The organism is Clostridium algifaecis, assembly GCF_017874415.1.
GTDB lineage: Bacteria > Bacillota > Clostridia > Clostridiales > Clostridiaceae > Clostridium_B > Clostridium_B algifaecis.
Map to the genome: position 1 here is coordinate 102,952 of NZ_JAGGLM010000003.1, position 18,482 is coordinate 121,433.

20 protein-coding genes are annotated in these 18,482 nt (G+C 32.1%); 5 read left to right on the forward strand and 15 right to left on the reverse strand.

Going from position 1 to position 18,482, the window contains the following annotated elements:
* Window positions 1-20: 20 nt before the first annotated feature.
* The 10 genes from J2Z42_RS04315 to J2Z42_RS04360 all read right to left on the reverse strand — a co-directional run bounded on the left by J2Z42_RS04315 (window position 21) and on the right by J2Z42_RS04360 (window position 10,658).
* Entirely contained in the window at window positions 21-1,463 is a 1,443-nt protein-coding gene (locus J2Z42_RS04315) for an undecaprenyl-phosphate glucose phosphotransferase (RefSeq protein WP_209701169.1), read from the reverse strand.
* Between the two features lie 90 nt (window positions 1,464-1,553).
* Window positions 1,554-2,354: a hypothetical protein gene (locus J2Z42_RS04320; RefSeq protein ID WP_209701171.1), complete on the reverse strand. Its 801-nt coding sequence runs from the start codon at window positions 2,352-2,354 to the stop codon at window positions 1,554-1,556.
* A 71-nt stretch (window positions 2,355-2,425) separates the two neighbouring features.
* Window positions 2,426-3,757, reverse strand: a complete 1,332-nt coding sequence (locus tag J2Z42_RS04325; RefSeq protein WP_245331485.1) for a cell wall-binding repeat-containing protein — start codon at window positions 3,755-3,757, stop codon at window positions 2,426-2,428.
* A gap of 133 nt (window positions 3,758-3,890) precedes the next feature.
* Window positions 3,891-5,198 carry a cell wall-binding repeat-containing protein gene (locus J2Z42_RS04330; RefSeq protein ID WP_209701173.1) on the reverse strand — a complete coding sequence of 436 codons (1,308 nt, stop codon included), beginning with the start codon at window positions 5,196-5,198 and terminating at the stop codon, window positions 3,891-3,893.
* Window positions 5,199-5,349: 151 nt separating this feature from the next.
* Window positions 5,350-7,179, reverse strand: coding sequence for a cell wall-binding repeat-containing protein (locus J2Z42_RS04335; protein WP_209701176.1), 1,830 nt, complete (start codon window positions 7,177-7,179; stop codon window positions 5,350-5,352).
* Window positions 7,180-7,415: 236 nt separating this feature from the next.
* Window positions 7,416-7,988, reverse strand: coding sequence for a sigma-70 family RNA polymerase sigma factor (locus tag J2Z42_RS04340; protein ID WP_209701177.1), 573 nt, complete (start codon window positions 7,986-7,988; stop codon window positions 7,416-7,418).
* 19 nt (window positions 7,989-8,007) lie between these two features.
* Window positions 8,008-8,595: a hypothetical protein gene (locus tag J2Z42_RS04345; RefSeq protein WP_209701179.1), complete on the reverse strand. Its 588-nt coding sequence runs from the start codon at window positions 8,593-8,595 to the stop codon at window positions 8,008-8,010.
* Between the two features lie 278 nt (window positions 8,596-8,873).
* Entirely contained in the window at window positions 8,874-9,092 is a 219-nt protein-coding gene (locus J2Z42_RS04350) for a DUF2922 domain-containing protein (protein ID WP_209701181.1), read from the reverse strand.
* Between the two features lie 47 nt (window positions 9,093-9,139).
* Window positions 9,140-9,364 (reverse strand): DUF1659 domain-containing protein, encoded by a 225-nt coding sequence (locus J2Z42_RS04355; RefSeq protein ID WP_209701183.1) that lies wholly within the window; start codon window positions 9,362-9,364, stop codon window positions 9,140-9,142.
* 124 nt (window positions 9,365-9,488) lie between these two features.
* The gene (locus tag J2Z42_RS04360; protein ID WP_209701185.1) at window positions 9,489-10,658 is read right to left on the reverse strand and encodes an iron-containing alcohol dehydrogenase; all 1,170 of its coding nucleotides are present in this window, start codon (window positions 10,656-10,658) and stop codon (window positions 9,489-9,491) included.
* Window positions 10,659-10,802: 144 nt separating this feature from the next.
* On the opposite strand from J2Z42_RS04360, the gene J2Z42_RS04365 reads away from it, so the two are divergent.
* A complete protein-coding gene (locus tag J2Z42_RS04365; RefSeq protein ID WP_209701187.1) occupies window positions 10,803-12,983 on the forward strand; it encodes a YhgE/Pip domain-containing protein in 2,181 nt (726 codons plus the stop codon).
* Here J2Z42_RS04365 and J2Z42_RS04370 read toward each other — a convergent pair.
* Window positions 12,980-13,345, reverse strand: a complete 366-nt coding sequence (locus tag J2Z42_RS04370; protein ID WP_209701189.1) for a GerW family sporulation protein — start codon at window positions 13,343-13,345, stop codon at window positions 12,980-12,982. The two genes, J2Z42_RS04365 and J2Z42_RS04370, sit on opposite strands and share 4 nt — an antisense overlap.
* Before the next feature lie 19 nt (window positions 13,346-13,364).
* A complete protein-coding gene (locus J2Z42_RS04375; protein WP_209701191.1) occupies window positions 13,365-13,991 on the reverse strand; it encodes a DUF2953 domain-containing protein in 627 nt (208 codons plus the stop codon).
* Between the two features lie 129 nt (window positions 13,992-14,120).
* Here J2Z42_RS04375 and J2Z42_RS04380 point away from each other — a divergent pair, with 129 nt between their 5' ends.
* Window positions 14,121-14,933 (forward strand): lecithin retinol acyltransferase family protein, encoded by an 813-nt coding sequence (locus J2Z42_RS04380; protein WP_209701193.1) that lies wholly within the window; start codon window positions 14,121-14,123, stop codon window positions 14,931-14,933.
* 65 nt (window positions 14,934-14,998) lie between these two features.
* On the opposite strand, the gene J2Z42_RS04385 is transcribed toward J2Z42_RS04380, so the two are convergent.
* Window positions 14,999-15,478, reverse strand: coding sequence for a spore coat protein (locus J2Z42_RS04385; protein ID WP_209701195.1), 480 nt, complete (start codon window positions 15,476-15,478; stop codon window positions 14,999-15,001).
* Between the two features lie 365 nt (window positions 15,479-15,843).
* On the opposite strand from J2Z42_RS04385, the gene J2Z42_RS04390 reads away from it, so the two are divergent.
* Genes J2Z42_RS04390 through J2Z42_RS04400 form a run of 3 tightly spaced genes read left to right on the forward strand, consistent with a single transcriptional unit; the run spans window position 15,844 to window position 16,974 of the window.
* Entirely contained in the window at window positions 15,844-16,050 is a 207-nt protein-coding gene (locus tag J2Z42_RS04390) for a spore coat associated protein CotJA (RefSeq protein WP_439897311.1), read from the forward strand.
* Window positions 16,051-16,074: 24 nt separating this feature from the next.
* The gene (locus J2Z42_RS04395) at window positions 16,075-16,329 is read left to right on the forward strand and encodes a spore coat protein CotJB (protein WP_209701197.1); all 255 of its coding nucleotides are present in this window, start codon (window positions 16,075-16,077) and stop codon (window positions 16,327-16,329) included.
* A 15-nt stretch (window positions 16,330-16,344) separates the two neighbouring features.
* The gene (locus tag J2Z42_RS04400) at window positions 16,345-16,974 is read left to right on the forward strand and encodes a manganese catalase family protein (RefSeq protein ID WP_209701199.1); all 630 of its coding nucleotides are present in this window, start codon (window positions 16,345-16,347) and stop codon (window positions 16,972-16,974) included.
* Window positions 16,975-17,016: 42 nt separating this feature from the next.
* Here J2Z42_RS04400 and surE read toward each other — a convergent pair whose 3' ends face one another.
* Both surE and J2Z42_RS04410 read right to left on the reverse strand, forming a co-directional pair.
* Window positions 17,017-17,769 carry a 5'/3'-nucleotidase SurE gene (gene surE / locus J2Z42_RS04405; RefSeq protein WP_209701201.1) on the reverse strand — a complete coding sequence of 251 codons (753 nt, stop codon included), beginning with the start codon at window positions 17,767-17,769 and terminating at the stop codon, window positions 17,017-17,019.
* A gap of 35 nt (window positions 17,770-17,804) precedes the next feature.
* Window positions 17,805-18,461, reverse strand: coding sequence for an MgtC/SapB family protein (locus tag J2Z42_RS04410; RefSeq protein WP_209701203.1), 657 nt, complete (start codon window positions 18,459-18,461; stop codon window positions 17,805-17,807).
* Window positions 18,462-18,482: the final 21 nt, after the last annotated feature.

Sequence of the window (18,482 nt, forward strand, 5' to 3'; positions counted from 1 at the left end):
ACAAATCACCTGCCTAAACTTTAATATGCATTTTTATTTATAAAGCCCTTAAAGAAAGTTAAAAATACTATTTTTAAATCTAGAATAAAGCTCCAATTTTCAATATAATATATATCACATTGAATTCTTTTATCTATAGATGTATCACCTCTCCATCCATTTACCTGTGCCCAACCTGTAATTCCAGGTCTTACTTGATGTTTCACCATATATTTAGGAACCTCATCCTTAAACTTGTCTACAAAGTATGGTCTTTCAGGTCTTGGCCCTATCATGCTCATATCACCTTTTAGCACATTAAAAAACTGCGGCAGCTCATCAATACTTGTCTTTCTAATAAAAGAACCAAATTTTGTTTTTCTAGGATCATTTTCAGTTGTCCATTCAACTTTTTCTTCGGAAGCTTTTTGAACATGCATTGATCTAAATTTATACATGGTAAATACCTTTTTGTTTAATCCAACTCTCTCCTGTTTAAATATAACATGACCAGGAGAAGTAACTTTTATAATTAATACAGTTAAAAGCATTATTGGTGATGTAATTAGTATAGCAATACTGGATAGTATAATATCAAAAGTCCTTTTTATCATTCTATTGAAGAGATTATCAAGTGGAACGTATCTCATTCCTATCATTGGAATATTACCTATTTCCTCTATGTACGGCTTTGAAGACACCATATTTAAAAAATCCGGTATTACATTAGATGGAACTCCAGCCTTTTCACAGATATGAATTATCTTATTAATTTTATCATAGTGACTAAAAGGCAATGTTATAAAAACTTCATCTATATCTGGGCTTAGAAGATACTTTTCAAGTATATCCATATTATCTATAATACAATTTTTATACTCTATACCAACTTTAGTTGTTGAATCTGATGCTATTTCTTCAAAAGATTTTTCCAATTCTTTATCATATAATATCCCCTTAATGTCATAACCCCAATGTTTATTTTGTTGTATTTGTTTTATCAATTTACAAGTCATATTATTTATTCCTATAAACAATATATGTTTTACATTATACCCTTTTCTTCTTATACTTCTTAAAATTGATCTTAAGCATACTCTCTCAATACACATAAATGAGGTTGCCAATAAAAAAAATATAACTATAAGAAATCTAGAATAATTGATCCTTTTTAAAAAATATAACATTACTACAAATATAACTATCCCACAAATATTGCATTTAACTATATCGCTAACTTCACTTAAAATACTTTTTAGCCTGTGTGTTGAATATAAATCCATCATATTAAATATAACAATATATATAGGTATCATTAGTATAAGCGGTAAAATATAATAATTAAAAGAATATACGTCATCAATCAATCCATTATTAATATAATTAAATCTTATATAACAAGCTGCGTTTATAGCTAAAAAGATAACTACAACATCTATGCCTACAAGCAACTTGTTAAGGTGTTTTTGATTTTCCTTTATCAATTTAAAACACCTACATCCTGCATTTCAGTCAAAATAATCCCCCCTATTTTAACTAGCCATTTTATCAACTAAATTATAGTAGTCAAAGTTCTAATGAAGTTTTTTCATTAATTCATTTTTTGTATTTTCATCCAGGCTTGAACTTATAGCAGATTGAACTTCTGCTTTTTGTTCTGGTGATAGTTTGTTATACTCAGCTTGCATATGTGATATTGAAGTTTCATCATGGTTGTTTATAGCAGATTTTATGTTAGATATAACCTTCTGTTTGTCTCCTGCACTAATGCTTCCAAGATTGTTTAAACTTCCTTGACCTGTTTCTATATTTATAACAAGTTTACTATCTTTAATTTCTATGGATTTCATACTCACCGGGACACGATTTGCATCTATGCTCAAAGTATTATCCTGCGTTTTAAGCATACCGTTAAATTTTCCATTCAGCTTTTTTAAAACATATGATTCTGGAATTTTTATTTTTCCAAGTTCGAAATAATCTGGTTCATATACAATATTCTTATCTTTTAAGTAAACTTTTCCTTCAGTTGTCATAAGGAAATTAAATCCCTTATAAGTAATCGGTGCATAAAACTTCAAGGCGTTGTCAGTAATATCAGCATTCATGCCTTTTACAGTGATACTACCTACAGTTTTATTTTTTTTGAAAGCAGGTGACAGTGCCTCATTTAATTCATCAGCATTAATTTCTACAGTACCTCCACCCTTCTGTGCACTTATAACTTTATTCAATACATCAGCAGAGAATTCATAGCTCTTTGCACTGTAGGATGAATTATCAAAAAGCATTACAAAAAAAATGACGACTGCCAGTATAATTAAAGCAATAACTGATACTACTATTTTCCTGATATTTGTTCCGTGTTTTTCCATAATATATCTCCTATTGTCATAAATATGATTAAATTATAACATTTTTTAAAATATAATTAAATATGTAAATTCTATGAGCCTATAGATGATAATCCAAATTTATCACTCAAATCGGATATTTTGTCAAATAATCCTGGTTCAGTAGAAATTTTATTGCTAAAATCATTTTTATCTGAATCCGTAAGTTTATTGTACATATCTTCAGCTTCATTAAAATCAGAATCAAAATTAGAATCAACACTCTTTGAATTCAAAACATCATCAATGGAACTTGCGATTTTTAGCATAAGTTGTCTTTCATCCTCACTTTTTGTGGAACTTGCCATAATCTTAAACTGCTGTGAAATTGAAGTCAATTCTTCAACTTCAGTTTTAAGTGCACTATCAGAGCTTTCACTTACCACATTCTTTATATAATTCAGTAAATCATCCGATACAGATGCCTGTCCACCTACAGCTACAACTTTTGTAGTATTTTTTATATTGGTTCTTATAAAATTTTCAGTTTTGGGATTAAGACTGTCACAGGTAAGAACTACAGGTGAAAAATTCTTTGCTGCCAAACTTGATACTGAAAGAGCATCTGCAAATTCATTGCCATTAGGCCCATCGCCTCTTACTATATATAAATCATTGAAAGCCATGCTGGATTTAAAATAGCTCATTACATTTACATTGGTTTTGTACCTGTCACTGCCGCTAATTCTAAGTAAAGTTGGCAGGTCTTTAATGGCACTGTCCGGTATGACACCGGTTCCACCTATAACATATGATTCACTTATATACGCCTTATTATCATCTATATACGATTTAACCGACTGTGGAAGTTCTGCATCTGATGACGTCAGAAGTATAGGCATAGAAGAATTTGCAGCTATTGGTGCTATAGAAAGTGCATCTGCATAGCCAAGTCCTGAGGTTATAATTATTTTATGTGGAATCCCAACCTCTTTAGCTGCAGCTACAGAAGTTTCATACCTGTCCTGGCCTCCCAGCCGCTCTACTTCGAGATTCATTGATTTCAATTCATCTTCTACAGAGTTAGAAATTGAAGCTGTTCCACCCATCTCTATTACATATCTTGCTTTTAACCTTACTATTTCATCTTTCACGTCCTGGCTTAAGGTCTCGCCATCTGTCAAAAGTATTGGTGCATCATGCTTCTTTGCAACAGGTGCTGCACAGAGAGCATCCGCATATCCTGTCCCGCTGGCCAATATTACATAGTCAGAAGTCGTCCATCCATTTTGTGATACCTTAATTGAAGTTTCATATCTGTCTGATCCACCCAGCCTTGTACTAGTATCATCTGCAAATACTTTTTGTGATTGTACAAAGTTTAGAGATGATGCAAGAAAAATTCCAAGTATTATTTTTGAAAATATCTTTTTTCTCCTTATCATAAATTAAATAATCACTTCCTTATTAAGCTATATATACATATATTATAAATCAAAAATTTATCAAAATGTGTACATCAAGATAAAACAATCATAAAAAATGCCTGAAGCCAAAAGGCCATAGGCATTTTTTATCTTATAGTCCAAACTTATTTTTAAGAGTCATAGCTGCACTGTAGCTCATTCCAGAATTCATTATAGCTGTTTTGAAGCTTGTTTTATCGTCACTTGAAAGTGCACTGTACTGAGTTTTTACTGATGCAACCTGAGAATCACTGCTGTAATCATAGTTTGCATCTGATGAATGTTTGTCAATAACAGACACTACAGAATCAACTATTGACTGCTGTGCACTATTTAGTCCTTTTATAGTTTTAAGTGAGTTTGCAGCTGAAATCAAATCAGCATCTGCACTACTGCTTGAGCTTGAGTCTGACCCAGAGCTTACATCCTGTTGTATAGTACTCATTACACTATCAGGTACAGCTGCAGTTCCACCTACGGCTACTATATTTGAAGAGCTTTTTATGTTGATCTTTACAAAATCACTGTCAGCCTTGCTTATATCTCCATAAGTAAGCATAACTGCAGATGAATTCTTTGCAGCTAATGCAGCAGCTGAAAGTGCATCTGCAAATTCATTGCCTTTTGGTCCAACGCCTCTAACTATGTATAAGTTGTCAAATTTCAAATTTGAAGCAAAATAAGCCATTATACTTACGTTAGTATCAAATCTATCTTTACCATTAATTCTAAATGAAATAGGTAAACTGCTTGAAACATTATCAGATATGGCGCCAGTTCCACCTATAACATAAGTTTTACCTATATTTGCCTTATTCGAAGCTATATAAGATTTAACAGAATCCGGAACTGCATCTTTAGAAGTCAAAAGTATTGGCATACCTTTAATTGCGGCTACAGGTGCTATAGATAAAGCATCCGCATATCCTTGTCCTGAAGCTACTACTATCTCTTTAGCTGATGCTAATAATTTTGATGCAACAATTGCTGAAGTTTCATATCTGTCTTTGCCGCCAAAACGCTGCACATCAAGTGACATTCCACTTAATTGTTTTTCTATGGCATCTGAAACGGAAGCATTTCCTCCTATTATTATAACGTGAGTTGCCTTAAGTCTTGCTATTTCACTCTTAATTTGTCCACTTAAAGTACCACTTGGTGTGAGAAGTATAGGTGCATTGAATTTCTTTGCAACCGGTGCCGCACAGAGAGCATCTGCATAGCCCTGTCCGCTTGCAAGGACTACATAGTCAGAAGTTGTCCAACCATTTTGTGATACTTTTGTGGATGTATCATACCTGTCTGTTCCCCCAAGTCTTGAAGATGCTGCAAAAACGCTCTGAGGTACTGATACGCTTAAAGATGCAGCAAGGAAAATTCCAAGCACAAGTTTTGAAAATATTTTATTTCTTCTTATCATAAGTTTCTTCCTCCTTTTAATGTGTCTGAAAAATATTACTTCAATTTTCAATTATTAACTAAATTGCACTTTTATTAATAGAACTCAGGGGATTAGCCTGAGTTCTAAGAAAATATTTTATTTTGGGAAATATTAATTTGCTGTAAGTGCCTTATTTAACATTAACAACAATATAATCTCTATTATCAAATGTAACTTTGTAAGTTCCTACTGCGCTTATAGAATCAGTAGGGGTATCAGCAGCAGTAGTAGGTGCTGGGAATAAATTTTCAACCAAAGCATTTACATTAACTTCAACAGTATTGTTTTTTGAATATAATGTAGTAGTACTATTAGAAGCATTTGTAAAACTTAAGCCACTAACATTTTCAGAATAATCACCAATAGTACAAGTTAAAGTAGGTGTTGAAGTAGCTAAAGTTTTATTATTATTAAAGTAACTATCTTTTTGTCCATTTAAATCATTGTAAAAAGCACTATAACTTCCTATTGCATCATTTGGATTAGCTTCTATTTCCTTTTCTATAGCTGTATAATCTAAATATCCTTCAGGTGTAAAATATTTAGAACCTAAGCTGCCTAATATTGCCTTTAGGCCTCCTGTTACTCCATTCATTTTAAAATTATTATCTAACATATCGATTCTTGCATTTACTCTACCTACATCATTTTTTAATGAGATACCTTCTGCATTAGGAGTATCTACATAAGTCAATTTGCCAGTAGTATCTACATAACCATATCTAGTTTTTGCATTTGCAAATATTCCTTCTAATGTGTCTACTTTATCATTAGCAGAAGTATTCTTCAAAGTTACATCTATACTATCATTATTAGCTCCTGAAGCAACTGTATAGTATTGCTTATTTTTACCTAAAGTTGTATAAAAATTAGAACTTAGAGCTTGGCTAGTAATATTTTTAGTCTCACCTGTGCTGCTTCCACCGCCGCCGGAAGTTGAACCAGTATTAGTTACTGCACTTTTAAGCTGTGATAATATTGAATCAGATATATTAGCTGTTCCACCAAGTACAGTTATTGTACTGCTTGTAGTAAGCTTATCTGACAATAATTGTGTAGTATAAGAACTTAAAGGATTTGAAGTTATTACTAAAGCATTTTTATTCTTTCCTGCTAAAGCTGCACCTGTAAGTGCATCTGCAAATTCATTTCCATTAGGTCCTACTCCAAGAGCAACATAAACGTTGTTAAAATTGAAGTCGCTTGAAAGTCCTTCTATTACAGCCTTATTTGTAGCAAATCTATCTGATCCGCCAAATCTCTGACCGCCTGGAACCTGTGATAAAACTGAATCACTTACTGATGCAGTTCCACCTATTACATAAGTCTTAGTTATTCCAGAATTAGCCTTTATGTAATTAGCTGATGTCTGTGGAAGAGAGTTAGCCTGAGTTAATATTATAGGAACTCCTTCGATTGATGCTGCTGGTGCTGCGGATAATGCATCTGCAAATCCCTGTCCACTTGCAAGAACTACCTTGCTTGTAGTTCCAATTGCTGCTGCAATCTTAGTGGAAGTTTCATATCTGTCTGTTCCACCATATCTTGTAATGTCTGCACCTGTCTGGGACTTTATAGTATCTTCAATATTTGATTTAACTACTCCAGTTCCACCTACTATTATGACATGTTTAGCATTTAATCTTTTTATTTCAGCTATTGTACTTGAACTTAAAGAATCACTTTGAGTTAAAAGTACTGGTGCATTTTTAGCTTTTGCTAATGGATCTGCACACAGTGCATCTGCATATCCCTGTCCATTTGCAATTACTACATAGTCAGAACTTGTCCATCCTGTTTTTGAAACCTGAACAGCTGTTTCATATCTGTCAGCTCCTGAAATTCTTGTACTGCTTGGTTGTGAGCTTGCTGCTTTTACTCCAGTAGAAACTACTGAACTTGAAATTACAAGTGAAGCTAAGCTGCAAACTGACAAAATCTTCTTATTCCTTTTTTGCATAGTCAACCCTCCAATTAAATTAATTCAATAATATTAAATAATATTAAAATATAATAATATTAAGTAAACAATATATTAACATAAAACTAATCTTATTATACTACAATACAACAATATTTCCAAATATGTGAATATACTTTTATATAATTATACTACAATGTAATAATATTTCCAAATATGTGAATATGTCTTCATATAATTATATCATAGATTGTTATTTAAATATAAAATTCATCTCATTTTTTAAGCTTTTTTCTCAATTTATCCAGTGCATTTCTTTTTCTGTATACTGCATTTCTATATGTCATCTTATTTTTCTTCACATAATCCTTAAGTGTAATTCCCATAAAATAATAACTCACTATGATATCCTTTTCTTTTTGAGATAGCTTGTCCATAGATTCTATTACATCTCTGTAACTTTCTCTCTGAATATATTCTTCCTCTATATCTACATCTGAAACCAAAGTATCTATAAACTCTTCCCCTTTTATATTCGAATTATACAAACTAAAACTGAATGGATTCTTCAAATTAGTTCTCAGTATACCGTTGAGTTCATTTATTATAGATTTTGCTGCATAGGCTGCAAATACATGCCTTTCTGTTATTTTATACATTTTTACGGCTTTTATAAGCCCTATATTTGCTATCTGAATCAAATCATTCATTTCATAGTTCTTTATATAAATTTTATTGCAGTTTTTTATTATAAACCATTTAAAATTTCTGCAAACCAATTCAAGTGCTTCTTTATCCCCTTCTTGTGATTTTTTAACAAGGCTCTCAAGTTCAATTTTATCAACCATACAATTAATCCCCCTCAATTTATAAAAATAATTCATCATATCCGTCATTCAGTTTTTTTCTAACTTTTAATCTGATCCTGTATAATGTCTGCTTCATGGCATTATAATTACATTTATTCAATTTTTTATAATTTTTTAAACTTCCATAAATTCTGATTTTATTTATTACATTCATTTCTCTTTTAGAAAAATTCATCTCTTTTATAAAGTTTTCATACATTATTTTATTGATTACGATATTTTCTGTACTCAAATTATTGCTGCATTTGTTTATTAGATATTCCATGGTTTCTTCATTTTCATAACTTACAAATTCAAGCTTTGTTGTTTTGATCTCATCTCTCATATAATTTAAAATAGTGGATTTTATAATTTTTATGCTGTAACACTTAAATTCCTCAAAGCTTTCACCTTTAAATTTTTGAATTGACATCATAATCTTTTCCATACAGTTGTTTACCAGGTGTTCTTCATATAAATGTCCATACCTTTCAAGCAAATATTTCCTGTAGATTGCTCTGGCTGTATCTTCAAAGTAAATCCTGATATTTTCCATGCCTTCCTCTTTATAATTTAGAATATCTCCTATAAAGTCATTGAAAACCATTTATTTGCAGCCTCCCCGTTTTTATATAATCAAGTTCAGTAAATTATGATATTTGATTTTAATATGTGGTTGTAGAATAAAAAGATTTAAATCGACTTGCTTTGTATTTGAATTTATTTAGATATATTTATTATAAAAGTATTATTATATATTTTATTACATTTAATTACTTTTACAATATATAAGACACGAAAAACTACAATTTAGTAACGGTTTTTTGTTAAACTTTTCAAAAGAATGTATAAAAGGCAGGATACCGTGAGCATCCTGCCTTTTGTTTATTTAACGGTAAGCTCTGTTATTTCATCATCTAAAATATGTGCAGAATCTATGCTCTTTAAATCTCCACCTTTAGTTTGAAATATATTATTCGTAATTATGGCCTCCATGGCAGCTTTAGCTTCGGCATCGGTTATGCCATCTTTTACATTCAAAATTTTAATTGAATTTTTCTGTCCTGCCTCATTTAAAAAATTCATAACAAGTGATTTACTCATACAAAATCCCCCTTTTTATTTAATTTTCAGTTCACTTCAATAAATTTTTATGCATTGGTTATATCATTTTCATCTGTCTTTATAAGCTCTACAAGAGATTTTCCAAGAAGCTTTTCAATTTCCTTTGCAGTATTATAAATGCTGTCATCGGATGCGGTAACTTTGACTTTGGAAAACTTCTGTAACTTTATTACATCCTTTCCGCTTTCATTTACACCATCCTTATATTTTATTGTTACTGATGTCTGCAATTTATTTGATTTAGCAGCCATTTTATCATCTCCTTTCACATAATATATACGGGGACTGTATGATGATAGGAAAAATTTTTTTAAAAAAAGATGCACAGAGAAATAAAAAATTCTCCATGCACCTTTTTATATAAAGCTATGCGTACTATTTAGCAAGCTCCAATATGTTTAAAACATCCTGTTTTTTAATTTTCACAAACTGACCTACAGCTCTGGTATCACTTGTTGTACATTTGTCAGCCATTTCCTCGAATCTGTCATATCCGATATTTCCTTCTTTTAAAGTAGTAGGAAGTCCTATTTCCTTGAAAAATTCAGTAAGCCTCCTGATTCCCTCAAGGGCAATTTCTTCATACGAGTTGAATGAAAGTTCTACATTCCACACTCTCACTGCAAACTGTACAAATCTATTTATGTCATGTTTGTATACATATTTCATCCATGCAGGAATTATAATTGCAAGACCTGCTCCATGTGCAATGTCATAGATTGCACTCAATTCATGCTCAATTTTATGTGAAGCCCAGTCCCCTATTCTTCCTGTACTCAAAAGGTCATTGTGTGCTATAGTTCCTGCCCACATTATTTCCGCCCTGGCATCATAATTTTCAGGTTCTTCAAGTACAATTTTCACATTATTTATAATAGTCTTCAGTGTTGCCTCACACAACCTGTCTGTAAAGTCCACATATTTTACATTGGTAAAGTATCTTTCCATTACATGTGCCATAATATCTGCTGCACCACAGGCTGTCTGATATGCAGGAAGTGTAAATGTAAGTTCTGGATTCATTATGGAGAAGAGTGGTCTTATATACTCGGAGCTCAATCCTTTTTTTAACCATCCGTCTTCATTTGTGATAACAGAACTATTGCTGGATTCGCTGCCTGTGGCTGGAATTGTCAGTATAACTGCTGTGGGTAGTGCTTCTTTTACTATCCTTTTTCCAATGTAGAAGTTCCATACATCTTTAGCATAAGGTACGCCAACTGAAATAGCTTTTCCAGTATCAACCACACTGCCGCCGCCTACTGCAAGAATAAATTTTATATTATTTTCACGGCACAATTTTATGCCTTCCCTTACAAGTGAAAGCCTTGGATTTGGTTTTATACCGGAAAGTTCTACAAATTCAATATTATTTTCCTTTAAAGCTTTTACAACCTTTTCATATAGGCCTGATTTTTTTATACTTCCGCCGCCATAGCAAAATAAAACCTTGTCCGCATACCCTTTAATCTCAGTACCAATAGAAGTTTCAGTACCTCTTCCAAAAATAATTTTTGTAGGATTTTTGAATGTAAAATTTTCCATATACACACTCCCTTTTTAATATATTTTAAATATTAGTTGCCTAAATCTTGTATTATTTTACTTAAATTTTGGCAAACTAAGTTTATTATAAAATCAATAATATTGCAAAGTCAAAATAAGTTTAAAGGGATGAAATTTAGCTGTATGAGTAATATTTTTCGCATATATAAAAGAGATATAATAAACATAGTCACCAACTGGGCTGCACTTATAGTTATAATTGCACTTATAATTCTTCCCGCACTCTATGCCTGGTTTAATATAAAAGCATTATGGAATCCTTACGGAAATACCAGTGGTATACTGGTTGCAGTTGTAAATGAAGATTCAGGTGCAAGTATAAATGGTGAGAAAATAAATATAGGAAATGAACTTGTACAGAAACTCCACAAAAATAAAAATATAGGATGGAAATTTGTGAGTTACGAAGAAGCAGATTACGGGGTAAGATACGGAAAATATTATGCCAGTATAGTAATACCACAAAATTTTTCACAGAAAATTACATCCCTTGTAAATCCAAATCCTAAAAAGGCAGAGCTCATATACTCCGTAAATGAAAAGTTAAATGCAGTAGCACCAAAGATAACTGAAAGTGGGGTAACCAGGATACAGCAGGAGATAACCAATGCTTTTGTAAAAACTGTAGATGATGTTATATTCAGCGTATTTAACAAACTTGGAGTCGAGCTTTCAAAGGAGAAGCCATTTCTAAAGCAATTTACGGATATAATAATGGACCTGGACAGCAGGATACCACAGATAAATAAAACTGTAGATGATGTATACAACCAGGCTGAAAGTTTAAGCGGTTTCATATCAAAAGTGCAGGGACAGATGCCTTTAATTGAAGATACTATAGACAGGACACAAAACGTTGTAAGCAGCGGCGAAAACTTTCTGGTCAGGGCAAGAGATGCAATGACGGATGTCTCTCCATTTATAAAATCGGAGCTTGTATCTTTAAGGGATATTTCACAGGGTTCCCAAGGCTTCGCAGACAATATAATGGACTTGATAGACAAAAATCCTGAAGAGGCACGTTCCCTCCTTGTAAAACTAAAGGATAGATATGCAACTTCTGCAGTTAGGCTTGGAAACATAATACAATTTATGGATTCCTTCAACAAATCAGACAACAAAACAATATTAAATTTTTCAAACAAACTGAATACTCTGGTATCCTTAATTCAGAACCAGGTAAAGTACATAGACACCATAATAACTGCTATAGACAGCGGCAGAACTTCATCCATTGACATTTTAAACAAGTTGAAGGAAAACGGTGAATCCATAACAAGTTTTCTGAACTCACTGGTAAATGATTATGACGGTTCAATAGCACCTGCCGTAGCTGGCATAATGAAAGAATCCATTGCTGCTTTGAACAATGCACTTGCTTTACTCGCAAATGCCAAAAGCAGCATACCTGATGCAAATAATATACTAAAAAATGCTTTTAACGACACTAAAATAACCATAGATGTTATAAAAAACATAAAACAGGTACTTCCCGGTGTGGAAAACAAAATACATGATATAGCAAGTAAATTAAAAAATCTGGATAGCAGCAGTCAGCTTGACGAGCTTATAAGAATTTTGACGCTTGATGCCGAAAAGGAAAGTGAATTTATAGCAAATCCGGTGGATATAAAGATGAACAGAATATATCCCATACCAAATTACGGTTCTGCCATGAGTCCGTTTTTTACAGCATTGTCCTTATGGGTTGGAGGTCTTATACTGGTTTCAATACTTTCTACAGAAGTCATTCCTTTTAAGAAAATGGCCGGCAAGAATTTAATCCAGCCAAAGCTTCATCAGATGTTTCTTGGCAGATACTTAACTCTTTTAACTATAGCTGTATGCCAGGCTTTAGTGGTTACACTGGGTGATATATTCATGCTTAAAGTTTATATAGTTAATCCTGCAGCTTTTGTCTTATTCTCAATATTTATAAGTACCGTATTCATGATGATAATTTACTCGCTTGTGTCTGTGCTTGGAAATGTAGGCAAAGCCCTTGCCATGATACTTTTAGTGCTTCAAATTTCTGCCTCAGGTGGAACTTTCCCTATACAGGTAACCCCAAAATTCTTCCAGGTAATAAATCCCCTGCTTCCTTTTACTTATGCAGTTTCTGGAATGAGAGAAACTGTAGGTGGAATTTTATGGGGTATATTTTTAAAAGACATTTTTATACTCTGCTTATACTTAATATTATTTTTAATAATAGGGCTGTCCTGGAAAAAGATATTTAAAAATATCTCTGGTAAATTCAACAAAGAATTTAAAAAAAGCGGACTTTCCTCCGAGGGCAATTAAAGTTTCTCTTTTTTCTCTTTTCTCATTTTATCCAATTTTTCGATTAATCCCGGCACCAATTCCATAAGTCTGTCAAGATTTCCTTTATTTTTTATTGGAATCATCTGAGTCATATCACCTTTTATAACAAGTACAGCATCTGGAGTTATTCGCGCACCTGCTCCAAGTCCTCCACCTGTTCCTTCCTGGTTTTTCCCAGAATCAGTTCCTTCCCCTCCTCCTGTTCCACAGCCAAATGTTATAGTTATAAATGGTACAAGAATGATATCATCTATTTTTATTGGTTTACCTACAACAGTTTCAGTTTTAAAAAAGTTTTCCAGTTTTGAAAAAAGCACTTCTGCATTTTGTTTAATATCCATAATATACCTCCATAATAATTTAATTTTCGTTTGTCTTTAATTTTGTCTTCAATTTAAATGATTTTTTCTCTCTATTTTTTATTGTATGTTTTAAAATACCAAAAATCGTTAAAATTAGTGATGAAATTCTTATTTTCCCTTTAATGTGTAACTTTATGTTTAAAACCTCATTTAAAAAATCCGGCTGCAAAACAATTACAGCTTTTTTAAAAATGCCCTTTATCATGTATATAAATCCTGTAAGCATACCCGTTATGCACGGATCACAAAAGCCATATATTCCTTCTATTTTCAAATATTCAGGTTTTAACTTGTTTAAAATCTTCATAAAGTAGTTTTTATAATTTTTTAATTCTTTTCCATGACTTTTTTTATTCATTTTACTTTTGCGTGAGTTGTTATTTTTGTGATTAAGCTTTAATTTTATTTTTAAGAATAATATCTTTATTGTAAAATTTATATCTTCATTTATCCCATGTACTTGTATTAAAATACAGTGAAATAGCATCATAATTTTAAAATCATAGTTTATATTTTCATCTTTTAAAAAAATTTCCGCATTATATTTTACCGGTACTATAATTAGAAGTATAATTACAGCCGCTATAATTAAAAATATTCCTATTATCGTATTTAAAATTATCATACATTAATCCCCCTGTATTAACTATACACAATTTTTACAAAAATTTCATTACAAATATATATTTTATCTAATTTTTCTGATAAAATTTATATATAGGACTGTATATCAAATATGTATTGAGGCGTTTTTATGAAAAAACATAAATTTATTAAAATTTTCGTGTTAGTTTTAAGTATTATACTTGTATATTCAAGTTACAGAATTTACTCAGCTAAAAATAATTTCAGTGTTATTTACAAATATAATGAAATCAAGATACCAATAAATAAAAAAATAATATGGGACAACAACTCAATTAAAAGTGTATCCGTAAAAAATCAAAATGGACAACCAATTAAAGTATATGCTTTTCCAGCTTTGGATAAAAAAAGTATAATTATAAACCCTCCAATAGAAGGTTTTAATGAAAATAGTTTGTATTCTGTTACAGTTTCAACAGGGATTCATTTAAAAGATTACAAAATGGATAAAGACAAAATTGTAAAATTTAAAGTTAAAAATGAAAACCTTCCTGCTCCTAAAAAAGTAAAAAGGCAGCCAAAATATGGTGACATAATAGGAATATCCGATGAATACATGGGTTATAAATATGATCACTACGGTATATATGTCGGAAATAACAGAGTAATACATTATTGCAGCAGCAACTGGAAGGTATCGAACACACAAATACAGGAGACAAGTATCTATCCTTATTTCAATAAAAACAAATTTTTTGTTTTAGATCTTGGAAATGCAGCTAAATTCAGTTCATATAAAACTGTAAAAATGGCAAGATCAAGACTTGGAGAAAAAAATTATAACCTTCTTCAAAACAATTGTGAACATTTTGCCGTGTGGTGCAAAACCGGAAATTCAAAATCTTATCAGCTTGACAATCTAACCAGCAGTGAAATAGCTCAAATCAGGCTATTTATGTCAATGGGCATAAATCTTCAGTAAACCTAAATAAGCAGGCAATTTCTATTTCGAAATTGCCTGCTTTTATCAATCCATTTTAATTGTCATCAATACATGCCCTTGCTTGACATATAATTGTATATGGATTCTCCATGCTGCTGTTCTTCCTTCTGTATGTGATTTAACACATCTCTGGCATTTGAATCCCTAAACTCAAATATTGTAGTATCATAAGCTCCAGATATATATTTTTCTGTCATAAGCATATCTTTGCATAATTCTGAATCACAAACATTGCTCATGCCGGATTGTGCATTTGTACTATTTGCAGCTGGAGCTGCTGCAGCATTACTGCTCATGCTTCCTGCAGAACCACCTGCATTCATCTGTGGTACCTGGCCGCTTAAAATAGAATTAATGCTGTTCAAGTGCTGCTGTTCAGAATTAGCATTTTTATCAAAAAGCTGTTTTAATTGTGGATCTTTTGCCTGATTTGAATAATTAGTGTATTTTTCCACACACATCTGTTCATGAGTTTTTTGATCCTCAAGTAACATTTTTTCTTTATTGCTTAAAGTAATTGACATAAAAACACCTCCAGAAACTATTATTTGCAGATGAATATTTATTTATTCTCATTTTAAAAATTTTAAAAATAAAAAATGCCCCAAACATTGTTTTGAAGCATCCTAACCATATGAATCATATAATATATAAGATATATAAGAAAGATTCATGTAAACTCCCGAATCTATAGAAATATATAATTGGAGGGTATACAAATTATATAATACCACCTGGAGTTTACATAAATTTAACTACAATAATATCTACTTAAATAATACATTATATATTATACCATTAAATTTCAACTTATTAAACCCCTATTTTTGGGTTACAGTCACATATCAAAGCTTTATGAATATATTGACATTGTAAGTAACTTTAAGAGGTGAAAATATTGTATACAAAATTTGTCCCCTATGTAAATCCAGGTTATATGCCTTCTCCAGCTATGCTTCCAAGAATGAATCTACAGTTAGCAAGAGCATATATTCTTCCTCAGCCCTTTGTAGGACTTTTGCCTTTGGACAAAGCTTTAAAAAGCGGAACTATATTTCCAAATCTGGTTAAACCATATATGAAAAACAGGAATTAAAATTGTTGAGGAGGAAATTACACTATGAAAAACAAGAAAAAATTATTAGATGATATAAGAAAACTGAAATTTGCTACTGTAGATTTAAATCTATATTTAGACAATTTTCCTGATAATCAAAAAGCTTTATGTGCTTATAATGATTATACAAATCAATTAATATTATTAAAAAAAGAATATGAAAAGAGATATGGCATACTAACTAATTTTGGCACCAGTGCAAGTGATTATCCATGGAGTTTTATAAATGAACCTTGGCCATGGGAATCTGGAGAATAGGAGGATATATATTTTATGTGGAACTACGAAAAACAGTTAGAATACCCCGTTAATTTAAGAAAAAAAGATATAAAAATGGCAAAATATCTCGTAACACAGTTCGGTGGGCCTGATGGTGAACTAAGTGCCGCCATGAGATATTTAACCCAGCGTTATACCATGCCTACCGGCAAGACCAAAGGCTTGCTTACAGATATAGGGACAGAAGAACTTGCACATGTAGAGATAATATGTGCTATGGTTTATCAATTATTAAAAGACGCTTCTCCAAAAGAACTAGAAGCTGCAGGCTTGGGCGGACAATATGCCCAGCATGGTCATTCACCTTTCCTGCAAGATGCAAATGGAGTACCCTGGTCTGCAACTTATATAGGAGTCACCGGAGACCATATAACAGATTTATATGAAGACCTGGCTGCAGAAGAAAAAGCTAGGGCAACTTACGAACATTTAATTAATCTTACAGATGATCCAGACATTATGGATGTACTGAGATTTTTACGTCAGAGAGAGGTTGTACATTTTCAACGTTTCGGAGAAGCACTTAACGGATTACAAAATGGTGAAGGCATGAAAAAAATATACCATATGCCAGGCTGTACTGACAATTTGCCAATGGACGATTGTAGAAAACCAATGCAATAAAGCATTCAATAACACAGAAAAGATATTTTAGGTGACAGTCACCTAAAATATCTTTTTTACTTCATTTAATATTTGATAATTTGTTAAATCGTAGTGGAGAGGTGTCAAAGTCACGTATCCCCTCTTTATATAATATAAATCTGTCTCTTCCACATCATATCCTGTTAATTTACCCTGCTGATAATATCTAATCTTGTTATCGTCATCATGTTTTTCCATATAGGTATCATCATACATTTTAAAACCGGTTTTACATACTTTAATTCCTTTAAGTTCTTCTCTTTTCAAGTTTGGCACATTAAGGTTCAGTACCACATCATCTTTTAAATATTTGTCTCTGGCAGTATTTAAAATTTTTTCTGCAAAATCTGCCGGTATATTATAATCACATTCCTCATCTACTACACCAAGAGATACTGCAATAGATGGAATTTTACAGATTGCCGCTTCAATAGCTGCAGATACCGTACCTGAATAAACTACATCAATACCAACATTATATCCCTGATTTATTCCTGACATTACCAAATCGACTTTTCCACCTACCAATCTATCCACCGCTAGTCTCACACAATCCGCCGGTGTACCTCCTATGCTGTATGCTCTTGACTTTATTCCATCAATTTTTTCTTCTTTTACAAAAATACCTGTTCTCACTGTTATTGAATGACTGCTGGCACTCCTCTGTTCACTAGGTGCGGCAATTATAACCTCGTTATCTTTTTCAAGGTGTCTTGCCAGTACCTGAATTCCTTCAGCATTTATTCCATCGTCATTAGTCAATAATATTCTCATATCTTACCTCCATTTTAATTAAATTCTACAAGCTTTTATTCTATATCTACAGTTTTTACATATTCTATTTTTAGAAGACTTGTCATAATTTTATTTATTTCGTCTTGATTTCTAGTATAAATTCTGAATACAAGTTTTGCTTCTGAAGCATTAAATTTAAGATGTCTGTTAACCTGAATATTGGACACTTTAACCTTGGAAGCCTTAAGTACGTCCAGTGCAGGATTGATTCCTTCTATTTCCAAGCTTATTTTCCCGGTTGAATATAAGGTGGCCTTTTCCATTTTATTGAATATCTCAAGCCCTATAAGTATAAGTATTGTTGCACTTACACCTGGTATATACATGCCTGCTCCAATTGCTATACCAATACCTGCAGTAGCCCACAATCCAGCTGCCGTGGTAAGTCCCTTTACAGACTGATGTTCCACAATTATAGTACCTGCTCCAAGAAAACCAATTCCACTTACCACCTGGGCAGCGACTCTGCTTGGATCAAGTGAAACGGACTGGCTTCCAACTAAATCCTCGAAGCCATATTTAGATACCAGCATAATTAGCGCACTGCCTAATGCCACAACGAAGTGAGTTCTAAGTCCCGCCTCCTTAAAATGGCTCCTTCTTTCAAAACCGATAAGAGCTCCAAGTACTCCAGAAAGTATCAGCCTTAATATCATCTCCCATTGACTCATAATAATCTCCCCTTTTAGTAA